The organism is Alterluteimonas muca, assembly GCF_021191595.1.
Lineage (GTDB): Bacteria > Pseudomonadota > Gammaproteobacteria > Xanthomonadales > Xanthomonadaceae > Luteimonas > Luteimonas muca.
Genome location: NZ_JAIWPS010000001.1, coordinates 182,627 through 203,094 on the forward strand (window position 1 = coordinate 182,627; position 20,468 = coordinate 203,094).

Genomic DNA, 20,468 nt, shown 5'->3' on the forward strand with positions numbered 1-20,468 from the left:
GCGCGTGTGGCCACGGCCGGCGCTTCGGACTGCAGGTGGGGCAACGGCGCGCTCAGGCGCCGGGCAGCGACGACGTCACTCACTGCTGCTGCTGGACGGGCTCCGCCGACTGCTCGGGGTCGATGCCGCTGGCTTCAGGCGAACCCGGCGCGCCCGCCGGCGGGTTGCCGGCTGCTTCCGGATCGGGGTAGCGCGTATCCGCCGCGGGGGCGCTCATCTCCGCCGGTGCCTCGGCCTGCAGCTGCGCCATCTGCGCACGGGTGGCGGCATCCGGACGCGGGTGCAGGCCTTCCATGTAGCTGGCCAGCGCCTGGATCTCCTCGTCGGTGAGCGGCTGCGCGATGGTGTGCATGATCTGGAACATGCGGGTATCGCGCTCGCCGGTGGTGCCGTCGCGGAACTCCTGCAGGCGGCGGGCGGTGTACCACGCCGGCTGGCCCGCCACGTGCGGGTACGACGGGCCCGGCATGCCGGCGCCGGTCGGGCCATGGCAGGCCATGCACGCCGGGATCTGCCGCGTGGTGTCGCCGCGCCGGTAGATCTGCTGGCCAACCTCGTAGAACTTCATGCCTTCGTAGTCACCGGTCGTGACCACGCCGTCGTCGGCGATGCCGGCCTGTGCAGACTGCATCGAGTAGTACGCGCCGACGTCGCGCATGTCCTGCGCGGAGAGCATCTGCGCGAACGGCTGCATGATCGGGCTCGGCCGCTCGCCACTCTTGAACAGCGCCAGCTGGTGGGCCATGTAGGGCTCGTTCTGCCCGGCGATGCTGGGATAGATCTCGCGTACCACGCTGTTGCCGTCGAGGCCGTGGCAGGCGGCGCAGGTGCCGGCGATGGTCGCGCCCCGCTGGGCATCACCCCACTGCGTGTCGGCGAGTTCCGCCACCGCGTTGTCTTCCAGCGGTACGGCCTGCACGGGCGCTTCCTCCGGCAACGGCAGCGCGGTGGACTGGGCGAAGGCCACGGCGCCAATGACGAGGGCGGCGAGGCCGGCGATTCCGTAAACGCGGGCTTGGCGCATTGCTGGGCTCCGACAACATGAATCGAACGCGAACGCGCCCGGGATCGCCGAATTATCGACGCGTGTGGAGACCGGGGTCAAACGGCGCCGGCAGCCACCGGGCCTGCGCACCGGCGGGAAAAACGGGCGGCACACCGGCGCCCATGCGATCCTATCGCCCATGACCAACTTTCTTGCCCGCTCCCGTTACCGGCTGGCGGCGCACACCCCCGCCCAGCTTCCGCCCGACATCGGTTACGAGGTCGCCTTCGCCGGCCGCTCCAACGCCGGCAAGTCCAGCGCCCTCAACGCCATGTGCCAGCAGAACGCGCTGGCACGGGTCTCCAAGACCCCCGGCCGCACCCAGCAGCTGGTGTTCTTCCAGGTCGAGCCCTACGAGGACCGCCACCTCGTCGACCTCCCGGGTTACGGCTACGCCAAAGTGCCCAAGGACCTGCAGGCGCACTGGCAGGCCTTCATCGCCGGCTACTTCGCGCGCCGCGAGGCGCTGCGCGGGCTGGTGGTGGTGATGGATATCCGCCATCCGTTGCGCGACTACGACCGGCAGATGCTCGGCTACGCGGTGGAACGCGGGCTGCCCGCGCACGTGCTGCTGACCAAGGCCGACAAGCTGGGACGCGGTGGTTCCGGCAACGTGCTGCTGCAGGTGCGCCGCGACCTCCAGCAGGCCTATGGCGACTCGGTGTCGGTGCAGACCTTCTCGGCGCTGCACAAGCTCGGCATCGACGAGGCCTGCGGCGTGGTGAACGGCTGGCTGGCACTGCCTCCGCCGCGCTGATCCGAGCCACACCGCGGGTCACGCCCGCTGTGAGGCGACCGCAACGCCGGCGGGCAACGCCGCGTTCCGGATTCGACATGCATGGCCGACGCATCGGCGATTGTGACGTTGCCGGTGACGCAGCGGGCCATGCGCGTGCGCCGTGCCGTCGATGCCGCGGGATATAGTGGCGCCCCCGCGACGTGCCGCCAGCGCGCGTCCTGCAAGCGTCGACGAGCCTCCGCCACGTGCCCACCTCAAGCCCTTCCCCCGATGCCCCGATCCTCGACCCGCGCGAACTGACCGCGGAAATCGCCTCCGGCGAGAAGCCGCGCCCGGACTGGCGCATCGGCACCGAGCACGAGAAGTTCGGTTTCCGCCTCGACGACCTGCGCCCGCCGACCTTCGACGGCGAGCGTGGCATCGAGGCGCTGCTGGACGGGCTGACCCGCTTCGGCTGGGACCCCGTGCGCGAGAACGGGCGCACCGTGGCGCTGCTGCGTGATGGCGCCTCGGTGACGCTGGAGCCGGCCGGGCAGCTGGAACTGTCGGGCGCGCCGGTGGTGGACATCCACGAGACCTGTCGCGAGGTGGGCAGCCACCTGTTCGAGGTCAAGGCGGTCGCCGACGAGTTGCGGCTGGGCTTCCTCGGCATGGGCTTCCAGCCGAAGTGGCGTCGCGACGAGATGCCGTGGATGCCGAAGGGACGTTACAAGATCATGCGCGAGTACATGCCGAAGGTCGGAAGCCTCGGCCTCGACATGATGACCCGCACCTGCACGGTGCAGGTCAACCTGGACTACATCACCGAAGCGGACATGGTGAAGAAGTTCCGTGTGGCCCTGGCGCTGCAGCCGATCGCCACGGCGCTGTTCGCCGATTCGCCGTTCACCGAAGGCCGCCCCAACGGCTATCTCAGCTATCGCTCGCATATCTGGACCGATACCGACGCCGACCGCACCGGCATGCTCGACTTCGTGTTCGAGGACGGCTTCGGCTACGAGCGCTATGTCGACTACATCCTCGACGTGCCGATGTACTTCGTCTACCGCCACGGTGCGGATGGCAAGGGGCATTACCACGACGCCAGCGGGCAGAGCTTCCGCGCGTTCCTGCGTGGCGAGCTGCCGGGCCTGGAAGGCGAGCTGCCGACGATGCGCGACTGGACCGACCATATGACCACCGCGTTCCCCGAGGTGCGGCTTAAGAAATACCTCGAGATGCGCGGTGCCGATGGCGGCCCGTGGAACCGGTTGTGCGCGTTGCCGGCGTTCTGGGTGGGGCTGCTGTACGACGATGCCGCGCTCGACGCGGCCTGGGACCTGGTGCGCGACTTCACCCGTGCCGAGCGGCATGCACTGCGCGACCACGTGCCGCGCACCGCGCTGGCCACCCCGTTCCGTGGCCACAGCGTGCGCGAGCTGGCCATCGAGGCGCTGAAGATCAGTGCGGCCGGGCTGCGTCGCCGCGACCGCCGCAATGCGCAGGACATCGACGAGGTGCGTTTCCTCGAGCCGCTGATCGAGCTGGCCGAAGCCGGGCAGACGCCTGCCGAGCGCAAGCTGGAACTGTTCCACGGGGAATGGCACGGCGACATCGATCGCGTGTTCCGCGAGTTCGCGTACTGACCTGCGTCGCCCGCCGCGGATGCACGCGCGGCGGGCAATCGATGTTCAGTCAAGTGCGCCGCGCAGCCAGCGCGACAGCCGGCGGTGGTAGTCGACGCGATGGCTCGGCGTGCCGGTGCCCGCGAGCAGGTGCGTTCCGCCGGGATAGACCACCATGCGCGCCGGCGCCTTCGAGCGCCGGACCAGCCGCGCAAGCAGCTCTTCCGACTGCCCGAGCGGACAACGCTGGTCGTCCTCGCCCTGCAACAGCAGGGTGGGCGTGCGGATGTCATCGGCATAGGACAGCGGCGACAGCCGGCGATAGCGTTCGTGGGCGTCATCGACTTCGCCATCCATGCTGTACGGGTCGACGTAGTAACCCGAGTCGGATGTGCCGCTGTGCGATTCCATGTTGATCACCGGTGCGCTGATGCCGGCGCGCGCGAAAACCAGGCCATCGCCAGCCGCGCACAGTGCGGCCGCGTGTTGCAGGCCGTCGTCCACCCGGGTGACGGCGCCGCTGGAGACGTCCACGACCACCACTTCCTGCAGACCACGCCGCGCGGCGAGGGTGGCGACGCGATCGCCGTCCGGGTGCCAGACGATGGTCGAACCCTCGAGCTGCAATTCGTCCGCGGGCCTGCGCAGCGAGCCGTCGGCGATATCGACCAGCCACAGCAGGCTCAGCGAGTCGCCTTCGGTGACGGTTCCGCCGAGCGCCAGCGTGCGGCCGTCAGGCGACCAGGTGATGCCGGCGATGCTGGCCAGCCCGTCGGTCAGCAGGCGTGCGTTGCCGCCATCGCCGTCGGCCAGCCACAGGTCCATCCGGTGACGCTGGCTGCCATCGCGCGTACGCACGTAGGCGAGCGACTTTCCATCCGGCGACCACGCGGCTTCCACGACGTCGAAATCACCGCAGACCAGGATCTGTTCGTCGCCACTGTCGACATCCATCGCGAGCAGTACGGTGCGGTGGCCCACCTGTGGGCCGCTGCCATCGAGCTTCCATGGAAGATGGGTCACCACCCACGGCCGGTTGCTGCCATCGGTGGCGTCGTCAGCGTCCTCGGACCAGGGCGTGCGTGCGGAGAGCAGTACCCGCCGTCCGTCCGGCGACCACTGCATGAGCGCCTGCAGTTCGCGCTGCGACCCACCGACCTGGCGCGCTTCGCCGCCGTCCAGCGGCAGCAACTGCACCTGCCTCGTATCACCCGCGCGCGCGGAAAGAAACGCGACATTTCGTCCGTCCGGCGCCAGTACCGGGGATGACGCGCTCGTCCAGCAACCGATCAGCAAGCTGGACGATGACACCTTCACCCGCGTGCGCATCATCCTGCTCAACGGCCTCGAGCACGAGGCGTTGCGCTTCTCGCATGCGTTCGCGCGGATGAATCGCGACATGCGTGCGCCGCTGGCGCGCGTGCGCCGGGTCGAGCAGCACCAGCACACGATGATCAACTGGCTGATCGGTGCCGACCACTCGCCGCTGGAGACCACCATCGCCTACGAGCAGGTGGCCATCGAGATCACCGCCGCGGTTGCGCAGGCGGAGCCGGATCCGTACCTGGCGCAGACCTACCGCTTCGGCCTGCTCGAGGACTTCGACCACATGTACCGCTACTCGGCGATGCTCGACCGGCTGGAAGGCAAGGATGCGAACAACATCCTGCAGTGCTACACCGACATCCTTCCGGGCCGACCGACGGTGGTCGAACACCGCCACCCCGACGACGACCTGCGCAATCCGTTCGATGCCAAGACCGCGCATCCGCTGTCGAAGCTGCACGCGCTCACGATCATGGCGGCCGAGCAGCAGACGCACAATTACTACATGAACATCGGTCCGCTGTTCACCGATCCGGTGGCGCGCCTGCTGTATGCGGAAATCGCCTCGATCGAAGAGCAGCACACCACCCAGTACGAGTCGATCATCGACCCCGACCAGACCTGGATGGAACAGTGGCTGATGCACGAGTTCAACGAGGTCTACAACTACTACGGCGCCGTGCAGCAGGAGGTCAACCCGCGCATCAAGGCGATCTGGGAGCGCTTCCTCGATTACGAGCTCGGCCACCTGCAGTACGTCATGGAGCTGTTCAAGCAGGTCGAGCGCCGCGATCCGATGGAGATCATCCCCTCCACGATGCCCGAGCCGATCGCATTCGCCAGCCAGCGCGACTTCGTGCGCCAGGTGCTGCTGCAGGAGGTCGACCTGCGCGCCGACGGCCCGGACTTCGTGCCGATGGAGCAGGAGGCCGATGGCTCGCGCGCCTACCGCAGGCAGCTCGATTCGGAAGGGTCGCCGACCGAAGCCGTGCCAGCGGGCTATGTGTGGAACCCCGGAACCGAGCTCGCCCTGCCGGCCGAGCAGCAGAAGTAAGCGTCGAGGAGACGAATCATGGAAAACGACATCCGTACCGGCACCAACCGCACCGGCATGAAGGCGTCCCCGGTGGACGCGCGCAAGCTGCTGGAGGTGCGCGAGCTGCAGACGACCGTGCCCGACCCCGAAATCGATGCGGTGGCGCTGCGTGCCTCCTATCTCCTCGAAGCCGAGCCGGTGGGTTCGATGCCGCCGCCGCCGACGCTGCGCGGCATGGCGGGCACCGCGATGAAGGCGCTGACCGGCAAGAAGATGCACGTGCTGCTCGACAAGATCGCCGAGCGCGCCGCGTTCGAACGTACCGGCACCCGCCTCTACGACATGATGCTGCAGAAGGTGGCCGTGGCCCCGGGCCTGCCGGCCGGGATGACCATCGAGGGCGTGCGCGAGATCCGCGACGAGGAGCATTCGCACTACCTGCTGCTGGCCGCGGCAATCGAGACCCTCGGCGGCGATCCGACGGCGATGACGCCGTGCGCCGACGTGACCGGCGTGCAGGGCATGGGCCTGGTGCAGGCGATGGGCGAGCCGCGGCTGACCATCGCCCAGGCGCTGTCCACCCTGCTGGCCGCCGAGGTCATCGACAACGCGTCGTGGGAACTGCTGATCGACCTCGCCACCCAGTTCGGCCAGGACGAGCTCGCCGCGCAGTTCACCGAGGCGCTCGCCGCGGAGCAGCGTCATGAAGTCACGGTGCGCCAGTGGATGGCCACGGCACTGACGGAGGAAGCGGGGGTCTGATACGACCGCCTGATCCACCGATGTGCACGTCGTGGAGGCGTGCCGACCGTGTAGCCTTCGGGCATGCACGCCTCCACGACCGCCGCGCCGCCGCGCGCTTCCGACGACGACACCCTGCGCGAACCGATCGGGTTCGCTGACACCGACACCCTGCTGCGCGATGATGTGCGCCGCCTCGGCGCGCTGGTGGGCGACATGCTCGCCGAGCAGGGGTCGCCCGGACTGCTGGGAGAAGTCGAGGCGGTACGCCGCGCCGCGATCGCGCGGCGCGAGGCCGCGCTGCCGGTCGACGAACTGGCCGACCAGCTGTCGCGCATTCCCCTCGAGGATGCCGAGGCCATGGTGCGCGCGTTCGCCGCGTACTTCGGCGCCATCAATCTGGCCGAGCGCGTGCACCGCATCCGCCGCCGCCGCGACTACCAGCGCGAAGCCGCGGCGCCGCAGCCCGGGGGGCTGCATGCGGTACTGGCCGAGCTGCGCGACGAAGGCGTCGGCGCCGAGGACGTGGCGGCGCTGCTGCCGCGGCTGCGGATCGAGCCGGTGTTCACCGCCCACCCCACCGAGGCCATGCGCCGCGCGCTGCTGGAGAAGGAGCGCGAGATCGTCGCCCGGCTGGTGGCCGACATCGACCGGGGCCGTACCCCGGGCGAGCGTGCGGTCGACATGGAACGCATCCGCCAGGCGTTGACCGCGGCGTGGCAGACCTCCGAGGCACCGCCGACCCGGCCAACCGTGCTCGACGAGATGGAGCACGTCGGCTACTACCTTGGCGACGTGCTGTACCGCGTGCTGCCGACCTATTACCGGGAGTTCGCCGAAGCGCTGGACGCGGTCTACGGGCAGCGGCTGGAGCTGCCGGTGGTGCTGCAGTTCGGCACCTGGGTCGGCGGCGACATGGACGGCAACCCGAACGTCGGTGCCGACACCATCCTCGCCACGCTGGAAGCGCAGCGCGCGCAGGTGATCGGCAACTACGCCGCCGATCTCGGCAAGCTGATGCGCATCCTCACCCAGACCACCGAGCGCGCCGGCATCGATGCCGCCGTTGCGCGGCGGCTGGACGAGTACCGAGCACTGCTGCCCGACGCCGCAGGGCGGCTGAAACCGCGCCAGGTGGACATGGTCTATCGCCAGCTTCTGGACCTGATGCGCGCGCGCCTCGAGGCCACCGCGCAGGGCGCGGAGTGCGGCTACCGCAGTGCCGGCTGCCTGCTGGCGGATCTCGACCTGATCGCCGACAGCCTTCGCGTCCACCGCGGCGACCATGCCGGCCTGCACGCGCTGGAGCGCGTGCGCCTGCGGGTGCGCAGTTTCGGCTTCCATCTCGCGCGCCTGGACCTGCGACAGGATTCCGCCGTGCACGATGCCGCCATCGCGCAGCTTTCCGGCGACGCCGACTGGTCCGCGCGTCCGCTCGACGCACGCATCGCGGACCTGCACCGCTGGCTCGGCGGTGCCCTGCCGGACACGACACCCGACGACACCACCGCGCGCAGCCTCGCGGTGTTCCGCGCCGTGCGCGAAGCCCGCGCACGTTATGGCGAACACGCGTTCGGCCCGTACATCGTCAGCATGAGCCGCACTGCCGCCGATGCGCTGGCGGTGCTGGCGCTGGCGCGCCTGGCCGGCTGCGTCGAGGACGATGCGGTGCCGCTGGACGTGGCGCCACTGTTCGAGACCGTCGACGACCTGCAGGCTGCCCCGGCAGTGATGCGCGCGCTGTTCGCTGACCCGGTGTACCGCGCGCATCTCGCGTCGCGCGGCCACCGGCAGACGGTGATGCTGGGTTATTCCGACAGCACCAAGGACGGTGGCGTGCTGGCCTCGCGCTGGGCACTGCAGCGCACCCAGGCGGAACTGGTGGCGCTGGCCCTCGAGGCCGGGATCGCCATCGTGTTCTTCCATGGCCGCGGCGGCTCGGTGAGCCGCGGCGGCGGCAAGACCGAACGCGCGATCATCGCCGCACCACGTGGCTCGATCGACGGCCACCTGCGCGTGACCGAGCAGGGCGAGGTGATCCATCGCAAGTACGGCATCCGTGCGCTGGCACTGCGCAACCTCGAGCAGACCACCGCCGCGGTGCTGCGCGCGACCCTGCGTCCGCGCGCGGCCGATGCGCGCGAGGACGCCTGGCGCATGCGGATGGCGGAGCTGGCGCAGTGCTCGCGCACGCACTACCGCGCGCTGGTGCACGAGCACCGCGACTTCGTGCCGTACTTCCGCGCGGCCACGCCGATCGACGTGATCGAGCGGCTGCAGATCGGTTCGCGCCCCTCGCGGCGGCGCGATGGCGGGGTCGGCAACCTGCGGGCGATCCCGTGGGTGTTCGCCTGGTCGCAGAACCGCTCCGGGCTGACCGGCTGGTATGGCGTGGGCACCGCGCTGTCGCGCGGCATTGCGGAGTGGGGGATCGAGCCCCTGCAGGAGATGGCGCGCGACTGGCCGTTCTTCGCCGCGACGCTGGACGACATCGAGATGCTGCTGGCGAAGTCCGACCTCGACATCTTCGAGCGCTACTCGCGCCTGGCCGGCAACCTGCACGCGCCGATGTTCGACGACATCGCCGGCGAGTTCCGCCGCACCCGCGACGCGATCCTGGCGATCAAGGGCCGCGACGAACTGCTGGGCGACGACTACCGGCTGGGGCTCTCGATCCGCCTGCGCAACCCCTATGTCGACCCGATCAGCCTGCTGCAGGTCGAGCTGCTGCAGCGCTGGCGCGCCGACGGCAGCCACGACGACGCCACCCTGCGTGCGCTGATCGCCACCGTCAACGGCATCGCCGCCGGCATCCAGAACACCGGCTGATCGATCCCGGAGTAACGTAGCGGCGACACCCGAACCGGACCGCCGCCATGGCCGATCACGAACTGGTCTTCCACACCAACCCGATGTCGCGCGGACGCATCGTGCGCTGGATGCTGGAGGAAACCGGCGCGCCCTACCGCACCGTGGTGCACGACTACGGCGCGGCGATGAAGTCGCCGGCGCACCTGGCGATCAATCCGATGGGCAAGGTGCCGGCCATTGAGCACCGCGGCGTCGTGGTCACCGAGGCCGCGGCGATCTGCGCCTACCTGGCCGATGCGTTCCCGCAGGCGGGGCTTGCGCCGGTCATCGACGACCCGCTGCGTGGCCCGTACCTGCGCTGGTTGTTCTTTGCCGCCGGTCCGGTCGAGGCGGCGGTGACCGCGCGTGCGCTCGGCAGCCTGCCGCCGCCGGAAAAGGCGGGTTTCGTCGGCTATGGCAGCTTCGACCAGGCCGTCGACGTGCTGGAGCAGGCGGCCGCGTCGGCGTCGCCATGGCTGCTGGGCGAACGCTTCAGCGCCGCCGATGTGTATGTCGGCAGCCAGGTGGACTTCGGCTTGGCATTCGGGTCGATCCCGGAGCGTCCCGCGTTCACCGCCTGGGCCGAACGGCTGCGTGGGCGCGAGGCGTACCGCCGTGCAAAGGCCGCCGACGACGCGGCCATGCCGGCTGCCAGCTGAAACCACACGTGCCGGTCCGCGTGCAACTGAGCCGCCGGCGTGGCTGGCGGCTGCCCGAAGGCGCGATCAGCGTCGCCCGGCCAACACGCTGGGGCAATCCGTTCCGCATCGGCGTCGACGGTGACACCGCCACCTGCGTGGCCTTGTTCCGCGCCTTGCTGCTGGCGGATCCGGCACGGCTCGGAGCGGCACGGGCCGCGCTGCGCGGCCATGACCTCGCCTGCTGGTGCGCAGCGGACCAGCCCTGCCATGCCGACGTGCTGCTGGAGCTGGTCAACCGCTGAGGTCGATGCATCGGTCACGCCTCCGTACGCGGTAACGCCGCGTACCAGTCGCGATACGGCGTGTTGTGGACCAGGTGGCGGTTGTAGTCGGGCGTGCCGTCGTTCCACCACGCCGGGCCGCGTTCGCCGAGTCCGAGCTTTGCCGCGTGCACCGCACTGCGCGCGACAGCCAGCGCGGCGGCGTCGCCCGTGCGTTTCGCCGCGGCGACCGCACGCCGCGCATCCATCAGCTCCTTCACCAGCGCGTCGCGCACATCGGCGGGCAGCTGCGGATTGCTCGCGCGCCACAGGCGGCCGCGCACCACCAGATAGCGCCGGTCGGGGGTGAGCGGTGGCGGGGGTGCAGCCATGGGGACAGCATGGCCGGGCGGGGATCAGCAGCCGATGCAGGCCGGTTCCCCGGCAGGTGATATACTGCCCCCCACTATACGGCCGACCGGCGGACATGCCCCATTCCCCCGAGGAAAAGAAGAAGGTCCTCGCCCGCATCCGCCGCATCCGCGGCCAGTGCGAGGGGCTGGAGCGTGCGCTGGAATCCGGTGCCGACTGTGCGCCGGTGCTGCAGCAGATCGCCGCCATCCGTGGCGCGGTCAACGGGCTGATGAGCGAGGTGCTGGAGTCGCACCTGCGCGAGCAGTTCGGGCAGCCCGCCACCGACGCCGATGACCGCCAGCAACGGGTGGCCGAGATGACCGGCCTGATCCGCTCCTACCTGAAATAGGCCGCCGCCCCGCGGCCATGAGCCAGCTTCCGGCGCCACGCGCCGGCCCACGAACAACGCAATCAGGAGTCCCCACATGAAGACCCGTGCCGCCGTCGCCTTCGAAGCCGGAAAGCCGCTGCAGATCGTCGAACTCGACCTCGAGGGCCCGAAGCAGGGCGAGGTGCTGGTGAAGATCACCCACACCGCGCTCTGCCACACCGATGCCTTCACCCTGTCGGGCGAGGATCCGGAAGGCGTGTTCCCCGCCGTGCTGGGCCACGAAGGTGCCGGCATCGTGGTGGAAGTGGGCGAGGGCGTCACCAGCGTGAAGCCGGGCGACCATGTGATCCCGCTCTACACCGCCGAGTGCGGCGAGTGCCTGTTCTGCAAGAGCGGCAAGACCAACCTGTGCGTGGCCGTGCGCGCCACCCAGGGCAAGGGCGTGATGCCCGACGGCACCACGCGCTTCAGCTACAACGGCCAGCCGGTCTACCACTACATGGGCTGCTCGACCTTCAGCGAATACACCGTGGTGGCCGAGGTCTCGCTTGCGAAGGTGAACCCGGAGGCCAACCCGGAGCACACCTGTCTGCTCGGCTGTGGCGTGACCACCGGCATCGGCGCCGTGCACAACACGGCGAAGGTGCAGGAAGGCGACAGCGTGGCGGTGTTCGGCCTCGGTGCGATCGGCCTCGCCGTGATCCAGGGTGCGAAGCAGGCGAAGGCCGGCCGCATCATCGCCATCGACACCAACCCGGCGAAGTTCGAGCTGGCGCAGCAGATGGGCGCGACCGAGTGCGTCAACCCGAAGGACCACGACAGGCCGATCCAGCAGGTGATCGTGGAGATGACCGGCTGGGGCGTGGACCACAGCTTCGAGTGCATCGGCAATGTCGACGTCATGCGCGCGGCGCTCGAATGCGCGCACCGCGGCTGGGGCCAGAGCGTGATCATCGGTGTGGCCGGTGCTGGCAAGGAGATCAGCACCCGCCCGTTCCAGCTGGTGACCGGCCGCAGGTGGCTGGGCACCGCCTTCGGCGGGGTGAAGGGCCGCAGCCAGCTGCCGGGCATGGTGGAGGACGCGATGAAGGGCGACATCCAGCTCGCCCCGTTCGTCACCCATACCCTGCCGCTGGAGCGCATCAACGAGGCCTTCGACCTGATGCACGAGGGCAAGTCGATCCGCACCGTGATCCATTACTGACGCAGGGGCTTCCCTTTTCCCGTCTGCGGGAGAAGGAATGAACGAGAGGAGGTTTCAGCAATGGAACGTATCGAACACCGCGCCAGCTTCGGCGGCTGGCAGGACGTCTACCGCCACCGCTCGGACGTGCTCGGCTGCGACATGACCGTGGGCGTGTACCTGCCGCCACAGGCTGCGCAGGGTGGCAGGCTGCCGGTGCTGTACTGGCTCAGCGGGCTGACCTGCAACGAGCAGAACTTCATCACCAAGGCCGGGGCGCAGCGCTACGCCGCCGAGCACGGCATCATCCTGGTCGCGCCGGACACCAGCCCGCGTGGTGACGACGTCGCCGATGCCGAAGGCTACGACCTCGGCAAGGGCGCCGGTTTCTACGTCAACGCCACGCGGGAGCCGTGGGCCAAGCACTACCGGATGTACGACTACATCGTCCACGAGCTGCCGGAGTGGGTGGAGTCCGACCCTGCTGCCAGCGATGCGCGTGCAATCAGTGGACATTCGATGGGCGGGCATGGCGCACTGGTGATCGCACTGCGCAATCCCGGCCGCTACCGCAGCGTCTCCGCGTTCTCGCCGATCGTGGCGCCGTCGCAGGTGCCCTGGGGCGAGAAGGCGTTCGGTGCGTATCTGGGCGATGACCGCGAGGCCTGGAAACAGCACGACACGGTGGAGCTGGTGCGGTCGGCGCAGGAGAAACTGCCGCTGCTCATCGACCAGGGCGATGCCGACGAATTCCTCCATGGCCAGCTGAAGCCGCAGTTGCTGCAGGCCGCCTGCGAAGCCGCCGGGCATCCGCTCGAACTGCGCATGCAGCCGGGCTACGACCACAGCTACTACTTCATCGCCAGCTTTATCGGTGACCACATTGCCCACCATGCGCGAGCATTGCGCGGCTGAGCGGCATCCGGTCACCTGCGATGCGGGTCGCCAGCGAGCGTAATGGCCGGGCGTGATGGGTGCGACGCACGGATGCCAGGCACTCGTGCGCTGATCCGGATGCCGACGTTCAACCCGCCAGGGTGAACGTGGTGCGCTGGAAGCGGTCCTGGTCCAACGCGCTGTCGCCACGTTGCAGCACGATCGCCGTGGCGAACATCGGCCCGGCGTGCACGACGGTATGGAATTCGCCGTTCTCGCCGCAGGGGTCGACGCCTGCCGGCAGGGCGTCCAGCAACGCGGTGTCGTAGTCACGGCCGGCGAATCCGGCGTCCAGTTGCGTGGTGTCCACGCAGCACAGCGTGGCGCGCAGCCCGCCGGCCAGCATGCTGCGTGCCAGCGTGGTGGTGTCGGCACCGAACAACGGAAACAGCGCCTGCCAGCCGTGGCGCGCGCACAGCGCCTCGCGCCATGCGCGCAGATCATCCAGTGCGAGGTCGCCGAAGGCGATAAGGCGGATGCCTGGCCAGCGCAGGCGCGCCGCATCCAGCGCCCGCGCGAACGCGGCCTCGTAGGCGCGGTTGTCGGCGTCCGCCGGCATCGGCACGTCGATCAGCGGCAGCTGCGCCGCGGCTGCCTGCGCACGCAGCACGTCACCGGCGACGCCCTGCATCGACGCCTGCCCGCCATCGGCGTCCACGGTGGTCAACAGGCCGACGACATCGACGTCGCCCGCCGCGCGCAGCACATGCAGCGCCCACGCCGCGTCCTTGCCGCCGCTCCACGACAGCAGTGCCGGCGTGGCCACCTCAGTAGCGGACGTCGCGCAGTTCCCAGGCCTTGCCGGCCAGCAGCCGCAGGCGGTGACGCAGGATGTCGCCCGACAGGCTGGTATGTGCCACCAGGTCGAAGGTGATGTCGCCCTCGCCGGTCACCCGTGCCGCCGGATCCACCGGGCCGAGCTCGGGATCGACCAGCTCCGGATCGTCCTGGCTGTCGCGCCAGCGCTCGAACAGGCCGGGTCCGGCCAGTGCCTCCTGCAGTTCTTCGGCCATGCCGGGCGCACTCTGCGAGTGGAACGCGAACGTGCCGCTGGTGCGGGCGCGGTCGGGGTCGGGAATGCGGATGTAGTAGGTCGCCATGGATGCGCCGGATTGCTGAAGATGCGGTCGAGCGTAGCAGCGGGCCGCGTGAGGGTGCCGTCCGTACGCTCAGGTGAACGCGTGCGGTGGCGCCGCGATGCCGATCGTGAGCGCGCCCGGGCCGACGTTGACCAGCCCGGTCAGGCTCATCACCGTCTCGAAGACCTCGATGCCATGTTCGCGGCAGCTGGCGATCAGGCGGTCGTAGCCCGGCAATGCCCGCATCGCGTCGAGCTCGCCGCCGTAGCTCAGGCACAGCGTGGGCGTCAGCAGGCCTTCGTGCACACGCTCGCAGGTGAAGTCGAACAGCCTGCGCGCCGCGGGTTCGAAGCCGCGCACCCTGTCCACCGGCCCGGTCTCGCCCTGGTGGCAGTGCAGGATCGGCCGGATGTCGAGCGCGGCCCCGAGCGTGGCGGCGAGCAGGCTGACGCTGCGATCGCCGCGACGGCGGGTGCGCTCGCGCAGGTAGCCGAGGTCGCGCGGCACCATGTAGCTGTAGCTGCGGCCGGCAAGGAACTCCAGCCGTGAGTGGATCTCCAGCGCGCTCGCCTTGGCATCGCGCAGGCGTACCGCTTCCACAGGCAGGATGCCCTGGCCTGCGAACACCTGCTGCGAATCCAGCACCTGCAGCGCGAAGGGCGTCGCATGCCCGGCGGCGGTGCGCGGCTGCCGGTACTCGTTGAGGACGGCGTAGCTGGCGTGCCTTGCGTTGTCGTGGATCCGGCTGCGGCTGCGCGCGACGGTCAGGCAGAACACGTGGTCGTAATCGATCACCAGCCGATCCAGGAACAGCGAGCGGATGCGGTCGGCGGGGAAGGCGGCGGTCTGCGCACTGTGGCCACGCCTGCCATGCGTACGGATGAATGCAAGCGTGGCCTGCGGGTCGCGCAGGTCCACGACGCTGGTACCGCCGATGTGCACCGTGGCCGGCAGCAGCACGATGCCCGCCGCGTCCAGCCACTCCGGAGGCAGGTCGCAGGCTGCGTCGACGACGATTCCGATGCGCATGGGTCTCGTTGGGGCGTGTGCGAACGGTTGCTGCCGCGCGCCTGCGATGCAGGGGTGTGGACGCACGACTCTACGCGATCGACGATGCCGCCGGCACCGATCGGCCACGCGTGATGCAACGTGGGCGTCGGCAGCGCGCACGCGCGCCCCGGCCATGCCTGCCGCTGCCGCGGCCGCCGGTGCACGTAGACTGCGGCCAACCCCTGCTGGAGCATCCCGATGGCCGACGCCGAACTGCGGCTGGCATTGCTGATCGACGCCGACAACGCGCCCGCCTCGAAGATCGAGCCGATCCTCACCGAACTCGCGCGCCACGGCGTGGCCAATGTGCGCCGCGCCTACGGCAACTGGAAGAGCCCGCACCTCAAGGGCTGGGAAGCCGCGCTGCATGCGCATGCGATCCGGCCGATCCAGCAGTTCGCCTACACCAGCGGCAAGAACGCTTCCGACATGGCGATGGTCATCGACGCCATGGACCTGCTGTACGGACGCACGCTCGACGGCGTGGCGATCGTGTCCAGCGATGCCGACTTCACCCCGCTGGTGATGCGCCTGCGCCACGACAACCTGCGGGTGTTCGGCTTCGGCGAGGAGAAGACGCCGGAACCCTTCGTCAAGGCGTGTTCGACGTTCCTGTACCTCGAGAAGCTCGGCGTGCTCGACAACGGCGACAGCGGCGCCGCCCGGCCCAGGACCGCCGCGCAGCTGCGTGGCGATGCCACGCTCATCCAGCTGCTGCGCAGCGCGGTGCAGGCCAGCGCCGACGAATCCGGCTGGACGCATCTCGGTGCGGTCGGCAGCCACGTCGCCAACCAGGGCTCGTTCGACTCGCGCAACTACGGCTACCGCAAGCTCAGCGACCTGATCGAGGCGACGGGACTGTTCGAGGTGCGCCGCACCGGGCAGGCGGTGGAACTGCGCGAGCTGCCGAAGACGCCGGCGCGGCGCTCGCGCAGGGGCGGCGGTGGCGGCGCCACGTAGCGCGGTCGCGTCAGTACAGGTCCACCGGGTCGACGTCGAGCGACCAGCGCACCCGGCGTGCCGCCGGCAATGCGTGCAGTTCCGGCATCGCGCGGTCGAGCAGCGCGTGCAGCGGGCGGCGGCCGGGGCATGACAGCACCAGCTGCGCACGGTGGAAGCCCGCGCGTCGCGGCATCGGTGCCGGCAGCGGGCCCTGCAGTTCGACCGTGCGCTGGGTGTCGATGGCCGCCATCAGGCTGGCGGCCTCGCGCAGGAATTCGCGCGGCAACTCGACGTGGGCGGCCTCGGCACGCAGCAGCGCCAGATGCGCGAATGGCGGGAAGCCGGCGACCTCGCGCTGCAGCAGCTCCGCCTCGGCGAAGGCCGCGTAGCCGCCCTGCAGCAGGGTGGCCAGCAGCGGATGGCCGGGGTGGTGGGTCTGCAGCAGCACCTCGCCACTGCGCGCGCCGCGGCCGGCGCGCCCTGCGACCTGGATCAGCAGCTGTGCGAGCTTTTCCGGTGCGCGGAAATCGGCGGAGAACAGCCCCTCGTCGATGCCGACCACCGCAACCAGCGCCAGCCCGGCAAGGTCGTGGCCCTTGGCCAGCATCTGCGTGCCGATCAGGATGCCGGCACGCGCGCCGAACGTTGCAAGCGCGCGTTCGATGCCGTCGCGCCGCCGCGTGCTGCCGCGGTCGATGCGCACCACCGGCGCCCCCGGAAACGCCTGCACCAGGTGCTCCTCGAGGCGCTCCGTGCCCACGCCCTGCGGCTGCAGGCCGAGGCTGGCGCAGGCCGGGCAGGCCATCGGCGATGGTTGGCGATGACCGCAGTGGTGGCACTGCAGGCGGCGGCCCCCGGCGTGCACGGTCATCGGCCGGCCCTGTTCCGGGATGCTGCAGCGCGTGCACTGCGCACTCCAGCCGCAGTCGTGGCACAGCAGCACCGGCGCATAGCCGCGGCGGTTGCGGAACACCAGCACCTGGCCCCCGGCCGCCAGGGTGGCGCCGATCGCCTCCAGCACCTCGCCCGACAGCCCCGCCTGCAGCGGCCGCTTGCGCACGTCGAGCACGCGCACCGGCGGCGGGCGCGCGACGCCGGCACGCTGCGGCAGGCGCAGCGCCGTATAGCGGCCGCTGCGGGCGTTGTGCAGGGTCTCCAGCGATGGCGTCGCGCTGCCCAGCACCACCGGCACGCCGAGCGCCCGCGCCCGCACCAGCGCGAAGTCCCGGGCGTGGTAGCGGATGCCGTCCTGCTGCTTGTAGCTGCCGTCGTGTTCCTCGTCGACCACGATCAGCCCCGGCTCCGGCAGCGGCACGAACACCGCCGAACGGGTGCCGACGATCACCCGCGCCTCGCCGCGTGCCGCGGCCGCCCACACCTGGGCGCGCTCGGTGTCGTTGAGACCGGAATGCAGCGCGTGCACCGGCACCCCGAGGCGCTCGCGGAAGCGCGCCAGCGTCTGCGGGGTCAGCCCGATCTCGGGCACCAGCGCCAGCGCCTGCCGGCCCTGCGCGAGTGCGTGCGCGATCGCCTGCAGGTAGACCTCGGTCTTGCCGCTGCCGGTCACGCCGTCGAGCAGGAACGCATGGAAGCCGCGGGCGGCACGGATGGCGTCGATGGCCGCCTGCTGCGCCGGATTCGGTGGAGGGCCGGCAATCGGGGTCGGGCCCGGGCGGCCGGCGGTGCCGACCCGCCCGGCATGGCCGCGGGCGGCGAGGGTGCGGGCCGCGGCGCGCCAGCCGGGCAGGCGGTCGTCCAGCGCGGCCTCGTCGACGACCACGCCGTCCAGCAGCATGGCCAGCACGCGCGGCCTGCCGTCGCGCATGGCGGCCAGCGCGGCGCTGCCGGCGGTGGTGAGCGTCCAGCCCCAGGTGCGGGTGTCGGGCAGCGGCTCGCCGCGCCGCAACGTCGCTGGCAGCGCGGTCGCCAGCACCTCGCCCAGCGGCGCATGCAGATAGCGGCTGAGCCAGCGCAGCGACTCCAGCAGTTCGCCGGCCAGCAGCGGCGCGTCGTCCAGCCACGCCAGCGCGTCGCGCAGGCCGTCGGCGCCGTGTTCCGGGCGCCCGACCGCGGCCACCACGCCGACCAGTTCGCGCGGGCCGAACGGCACCCGCACCCGGCAGCCGACCGGCTGCGCCGGGAGGGCCGTGCCCGGGGGCGGGAGGTAGTCGAACAGCCGCGGCAGCGGCACCGGGAGCGCCACGCTCAGGCAGGGGGCGTCGGGGGTGCCGTCGGCTGCAGTCATCGGCCGGGCAGTGTACGCGGCGGCCGCCGCGGCGGACCCGGACTTGCGGGCCAAAGCTGCGCCCACGGGCACGAGGTCGAGGTAAACCGCGGTCACACAACGGGTTTCGGCGTTATCCACACCGCCTGTGGATAAACCTGTGCATCAGCTGTCCGTGAAGGCGCGGAAGGGGCACTGCCATCGGCCGCAGGCAAGGTTGGTGAAAAATTAGCCAAAAGCTGTTTTTTCAGCAAAAACAGCGACTTATCCGTGAAACATGGCTGAACACCGCGACTTCAGCGTTGTGCAGCCTGTGTGTACGGCGGCATCCGGGGCCTGTGGGCAACATCCGTGGCGCGGCGACGCCACCGCCGCGCGTTCGCGCTGTTGTCAAGTCGCGATGCAACGCACCGGCTGGCTATCATGTGGCGATGCAATCGCGCCCCCCAGAGCAGCGCCGACCGTGAGCGACGGCCCCAACGCCTCCACCGCGCTGAGTGCGTTCCTGCGCGGCGTCGAGCGACGGGCCGCGCTGTTCGCGCAGTTGCAGGTGGGCAGCGCCGAGGCCGGCGACGCCGCGCTGACCACCGCCATGGTGGGGTTCCGCGATACCGCCGCGCGCACCCCGTTCGGCGACTGGCCGCGCCGCTTCTGGTCGCTGCTGCTGGCCGCGCCACAGCTGCGCGAACCACCGCGCCGCGAGCACTGGGACGGCGATTTCGGCGTGCTGGGCGAGATCGGCACCGGTCCGCGCGCGGCGCTGCTGCTGCGGCTGGTGGCCAATGTGTCCGAGGGCGACGCCGCCGGGGTCCTCGGGGTGTCGCGCGAGACCTACCGGCTGGCCCTGCGCCGCGCCCTGCCGCGACTGCCGGACGGCACCCCGGACGAGACCCGTTTCCGGGTGCTGGCCGATACCGTGCAGCTGGCGCTGCGCGACACCCCGCCGGAGCGCCTGGCGGAGCTGGCCCGGCTGCGCGACGCCGCCCTGCGCGGGCGCATCTACACCCCGCGCCGGGAACCGCCGCCACGCGTCGTGCGCCCGGCCGGCCCGCGCGCGCGCTGGCTGTGGCCGGCGCTGATCGCGGTGGCGCTGGCCACCCTGGCGGCATTTGCGATGACCTTCACCGACGCCGCCGGCGGCGTGGACCTCGACGCCGAGCCACACGGCATCCGCCTCGACGCGCTGCCGGGCGATGGCGCGCGTGGGCCGGGGCTCGACGGCGACGTCGCGCTGCTGATCCATCCCGATTTCGAGCTGCTGGCCAGCGACGAGGGCGAGGGCGTGGCCCGCGATCCTGCCTTCATGGCCTGGCTGACGGTGGAGCTGGAACGCGGTGGCGTGGAACCGGATATCGCCCGCCCGCAGCGCGACGAGGATGCCGGCGACACCGACGAACGCGCACTGGACGCGGGCGCAACGGAGGCGGCCGATGCGCCGTAGCGCCGTGCTGCTGCTGGCCGCCGCCCTGCTGGCGTTGCCGGCCCGGGCGCTGCCTCCGCAACTGCTGAAGCAGCTGGACGCGCTGCCGCCGGCCGAACGGGCCCGCGTGCAGCAGCAGGTCCGGCAGTGGCGGCAGATGCCCGCCGACCGCCAGCAGGCGCTGCGCCAGCGCGCGGTGGAGTGGGATGCGCTGGACCCCGCGGTCAAGCAGGCGCGGCGTGCCGCATGGGAGACCTGGCAGGCGCTGCCGGAAGCCGACCGCGCCCGCCTGCGCGCCACCGCCGCCGTCTATGCACGGATGCCGGAAACCCAGCGCCGTGCGCTGGGGGAGCGCTATGCGGCGCTGGATGCCTTCGAGCGCGATGGCTGGCGCCTGGGGCCGGTGCTCGGTGCCGACTGGCCGCAGCTGCACGGCCTGTTCGCACTGGTGCCGGACGACCAGCGGCTGGCGTTGCTGGCGATGCTGCGCAGCCTCGACGACTCCGCACGCGCCGACCTGGCGATGATCGCGCAGCGCACCCCGCCGGAGGAACGCGACGCGCTGCGCCGCAGGCTGCTGTCGATGCCGGAGGCCGCGCGCGCCGACTGGCTGCGCGTGCAGGCCTCGCCGAACTAGTGGCCCGCGG

Annotated in this window: 20 protein-coding genes; 13 read left to right on the forward strand and 7 right to left on the reverse strand. The window is 70.8% G+C overall.

The genetic code is table 11. From position 1 onward, the window contains the following. Positions 1-79: 79 nt before the first annotated feature. Entirely contained in the window at positions 80-1,024 is a 945-nt protein-coding gene (locus LDO11_RS00855; RefSeq protein WP_435574573.1) for a c-type cytochrome, read from the reverse strand. Between the two features lie 160 nt (positions 1,025-1,184). Between LDO11_RS00855 and yihA the strand changes: the two genes are divergently transcribed. Both yihA and LDO11_RS00865 read left to right on the forward strand, forming a co-directional pair. Continuing rightward, on the forward strand, positions 1,185-1,802 hold the full coding sequence (gene yihA, locus LDO11_RS00860) for a ribosome biogenesis GTP-binding protein YihA/YsxC (protein WP_232139822.1): 618 nt from the start codon (positions 1,185-1,187) through the stop codon (positions 1,800-1,802). Between the two features lie 227 nt (positions 1,803-2,029). After that, positions 2,030-3,409 (forward strand): glutamate--cysteine ligase, encoded by a 1,380-nt coding sequence (locus tag LDO11_RS00865; RefSeq protein ID WP_232139824.1) that lies wholly within the window; start codon positions 2,030-2,032, stop codon positions 3,407-3,409. Positions 3,410-3,454: 45 nt separating this feature from the next. Here LDO11_RS00865 and LDO11_RS00870 read toward each other — a convergent pair whose 3' ends face one another. Then, positions 3,455-4,585: a S9 family peptidase gene (locus LDO11_RS00870; RefSeq protein ID WP_232139826.1), complete on the reverse strand. Its 1,131-nt coding sequence runs from the start codon at positions 4,583-4,585 to the stop codon at positions 3,455-3,457. Positions 4,586-4,709: 124 nt separating this feature from the next. On the opposite strand from LDO11_RS00870, the gene LDO11_RS00875 reads away from it, so the two are divergent. From LDO11_RS00875 to LDO11_RS00895, 5 genes are all read left to right on the forward strand, one after another. Next, positions 4,710-5,768, forward strand: a complete 1,059-nt coding sequence (locus LDO11_RS00875) for a hypothetical protein (protein WP_232139828.1) — start codon at positions 4,710-4,712, stop codon at positions 5,766-5,768. A gap of 18 nt (positions 5,769-5,786) precedes the next feature. Next, positions 5,787-6,512 carry a ferritin-like domain-containing protein gene (locus LDO11_RS00880; RefSeq protein ID WP_129134852.1) on the forward strand — a complete coding sequence of 242 codons (726 nt, stop codon included), beginning with the start codon at positions 5,787-5,789 and terminating at the stop codon, positions 6,510-6,512. Between the two features lie 63 nt (positions 6,513-6,575). Beyond that, complete coding sequence (ppc, locus tag LDO11_RS00885; RefSeq protein WP_232139830.1) at positions 6,576-9,320, forward strand: phosphoenolpyruvate carboxylase; 2,745 nt, start codon at positions 6,576-6,578, stop codon at positions 9,318-9,320. 47 nt (positions 9,321-9,367) lie between these two features. Then, positions 9,368-10,000: a glutathione S-transferase family protein gene (locus tag LDO11_RS00890; protein ID WP_232139831.1), complete on the forward strand. Its 633-nt coding sequence runs from the start codon at positions 9,368-9,370 to the stop codon at positions 9,998-10,000. 20 nt (positions 10,001-10,020) lie between these two features. Further along, on the forward strand, positions 10,021-10,284 hold the full coding sequence (locus tag LDO11_RS00895; RefSeq protein WP_232139833.1) for a DUF4326 domain-containing protein: 264 nt from the start codon (positions 10,021-10,023) through the stop codon (positions 10,282-10,284). Positions 10,285-10,298: 14 nt separating this feature from the next. On the opposite strand, the gene LDO11_RS00900 is transcribed toward LDO11_RS00895, so the two are convergent. After that, positions 10,299-10,634, reverse strand: a complete 336-nt coding sequence (locus tag LDO11_RS00900; protein ID WP_232139836.1) for a hypothetical protein — start codon at positions 10,632-10,634, stop codon at positions 10,299-10,301. A gap of 95 nt (positions 10,635-10,729) precedes the next feature. Here LDO11_RS00900 and frmR point away from each other — a divergent pair, with 95 nt between their 5' ends. From frmR to fghA, 3 genes are all read left to right on the forward strand, one after another. Beyond that, the gene (gene frmR, locus LDO11_RS00905; RefSeq protein WP_232139838.1) at positions 10,730-11,005 is read left to right on the forward strand and encodes a formaldehyde-responsive transcriptional repressor FrmR; all 276 of its coding nucleotides are present in this window, start codon (positions 10,730-10,732) and stop codon (positions 11,003-11,005) included. Positions 11,006-11,081: 76 nt separating this feature from the next. Beyond that, the gene (locus LDO11_RS00910) at positions 11,082-12,191 is read left to right on the forward strand and encodes an S-(hydroxymethyl)glutathione dehydrogenase/class III alcohol dehydrogenase (RefSeq protein WP_232139839.1); all 1,110 of its coding nucleotides are present in this window, start codon (positions 11,082-11,084) and stop codon (positions 12,189-12,191) included. Positions 12,192-12,251: 60 nt separating this feature from the next. Next, on the forward strand, positions 12,252-13,085 hold the full coding sequence (gene fghA, locus LDO11_RS00915) for an S-formylglutathione hydrolase (RefSeq protein ID WP_232139840.1): 834 nt from the start codon (positions 12,252-12,254) through the stop codon (positions 13,083-13,085). Positions 13,086-13,194: 109 nt separating this feature from the next. On the opposite strand, the gene LDO11_RS00920 is transcribed toward fghA, so the two are convergent. From LDO11_RS00920 to LDO11_RS00930, 3 genes are all read right to left on the reverse strand, one after another. Next, positions 13,195-13,872, reverse strand: coding sequence for a Dph6-related ATP pyrophosphatase (locus LDO11_RS00920; RefSeq protein WP_232139841.1), 678 nt, complete (start codon positions 13,870-13,872; stop codon positions 13,195-13,197). 1 nt (position 13,873) lies between these two features. Continuing rightward, positions 13,874-14,206, reverse strand: a complete 333-nt coding sequence (locus LDO11_RS00925) for a hypothetical protein (RefSeq protein ID WP_232139842.1) — start codon at positions 14,204-14,206, stop codon at positions 13,874-13,876. 69 nt (positions 14,207-14,275) lie between these two features. Further along, positions 14,276-15,214, reverse strand: coding sequence for a DegV family protein (locus LDO11_RS00930; protein WP_232139843.1), 939 nt, complete (start codon positions 15,212-15,214; stop codon positions 14,276-14,278). Between the two features lie 219 nt (positions 15,215-15,433). On the opposite strand from LDO11_RS00930, the gene LDO11_RS00935 reads away from it, so the two are divergent. Next, the gene (locus LDO11_RS00935; RefSeq protein WP_232139844.1) at positions 15,434-16,195 is read left to right on the forward strand and encodes an NYN domain-containing protein; all 762 of its coding nucleotides are present in this window, start codon (positions 15,434-15,436) and stop codon (positions 16,193-16,195) included. Between the two features lie 10 nt (positions 16,196-16,205). Here LDO11_RS00935 and LDO11_RS00940 read toward each other — a convergent pair whose 3' ends face one another. Beyond that, the gene (locus LDO11_RS00940) at positions 16,206-18,422 is read right to left on the reverse strand and encodes a primosomal protein N' (RefSeq protein ID WP_232139845.1); all 2,217 of its coding nucleotides are present in this window, start codon (positions 18,420-18,422) and stop codon (positions 16,206-16,208) included. 442 nt (positions 18,423-18,864) lie between these two features. Here LDO11_RS00940 and LDO11_RS00945 point away from each other — a divergent pair, with 442 nt between their 5' ends. Next, positions 18,865-19,842 (forward strand): hypothetical protein, encoded by a 978-nt coding sequence (locus LDO11_RS00945; protein WP_232139846.1) that lies wholly within the window; start codon positions 18,865-18,867, stop codon positions 19,840-19,842. Beyond that, positions 19,832-20,458: a DUF3106 domain-containing protein gene (locus tag LDO11_RS00950; protein WP_232139847.1), complete on the forward strand. Its 627-nt coding sequence runs from the start codon at positions 19,832-19,834 to the stop codon at positions 20,456-20,458. Before LDO11_RS00945 ends, LDO11_RS00950 begins: the two co-directional genes overlap by 11 nt. Positions 20,459-20,468: the final 10 nt, after the last annotated feature.

What these genes read in the sequence shown, in the direction of transcription:
- LDO11_RS00935 (WP_232139844.1), top strand. Translation starts at nt 15,434, where the DNA reads ATGGCCGACGCCGAACTGCGGCTGGCATTGCTGATCGACGCCGACAAC.
- LDO11_RS00950 (WP_232139847.1), top strand. Translation starts at nt 19,832, where the DNA reads ATGCGCCGTAGCGCCGTGCTGCTGCTGGCCGCCGCCCTGCTGGCGTTG.
- LDO11_RS00890 (WP_232139831.1), top strand. Translation starts at nt 9,368, where the DNA reads ATGGCCGATCACGAACTGGTCTTCCACACCAACCCGATGTCGCGCGGA.
- LDO11_RS00930 (WP_232139843.1), bottom strand. Translation starts at nt 15,214, where the DNA reads ATGCGCATCGGAATCGTCGTCGACGCAGCCTGCGACCTGCCTCCGGAG.
- yihA (WP_232139822.1), top strand. Translation starts at nt 1,185, where the DNA reads ATGACCAACTTTCTTGCCCGCTCCCGTTACCGGCTGGCGGCGCACACC.
- LDO11_RS00880 (WP_129134852.1), top strand. Translation starts at nt 5,787, where the DNA reads ATGGAAAACGACATCCGTACCGGCACCAACCGCACCGGCATGAAGGCG.
- LDO11_RS00940 (WP_232139845.1), bottom strand. Translation starts at nt 18,422, where the DNA reads ATGACTGCAGCCGACGGCACCCCCGACGCCCCCTGCCTGAGCGTGGCG.
- LDO11_RS00910 (WP_232139839.1), top strand. Translation starts at nt 11,082, where the DNA reads ATGAAGACCCGTGCCGCCGTCGCCTTCGAAGCCGGAAAGCCGCTGCAG.
- LDO11_RS00925 (WP_232139842.1), bottom strand. Translation starts at nt 14,206, where the DNA reads ATGGCGACCTACTACATCCGCATTCCCGACCCCGACCGCGCCCGCACC.
- LDO11_RS00855 (WP_435574573.1), bottom strand. Translation starts at nt 1,024, where the DNA reads ATGCGCCAAGCCCGCGTTTACGGAATCGCCGGCCTCGCCGCCCTCGTC.
- fghA (WP_232139840.1), top strand. Translation starts at nt 12,252, where the DNA reads ATGGAACGTATCGAACACCGCGCCAGCTTCGGCGGCTGGCAGGACGTC.
- ppc (WP_232139830.1), top strand. Translation starts at nt 6,576, where the DNA reads ATGCACGCCTCCACGACCGCCGCGCCGCCGCGCGCTTCCGACGACGAC.
- LDO11_RS00900 (WP_232139836.1), bottom strand. Translation starts at nt 10,634, where the DNA reads ATGGCTGCACCCCCGCCACCGCTCACCCCCGACCGGCGCTATCTGGTG.
- frmR (WP_232139838.1), top strand. Translation starts at nt 10,730, where the DNA reads ATGCCCCATTCCCCCGAGGAAAAGAAGAAGGTCCTCGCCCGCATCCGC.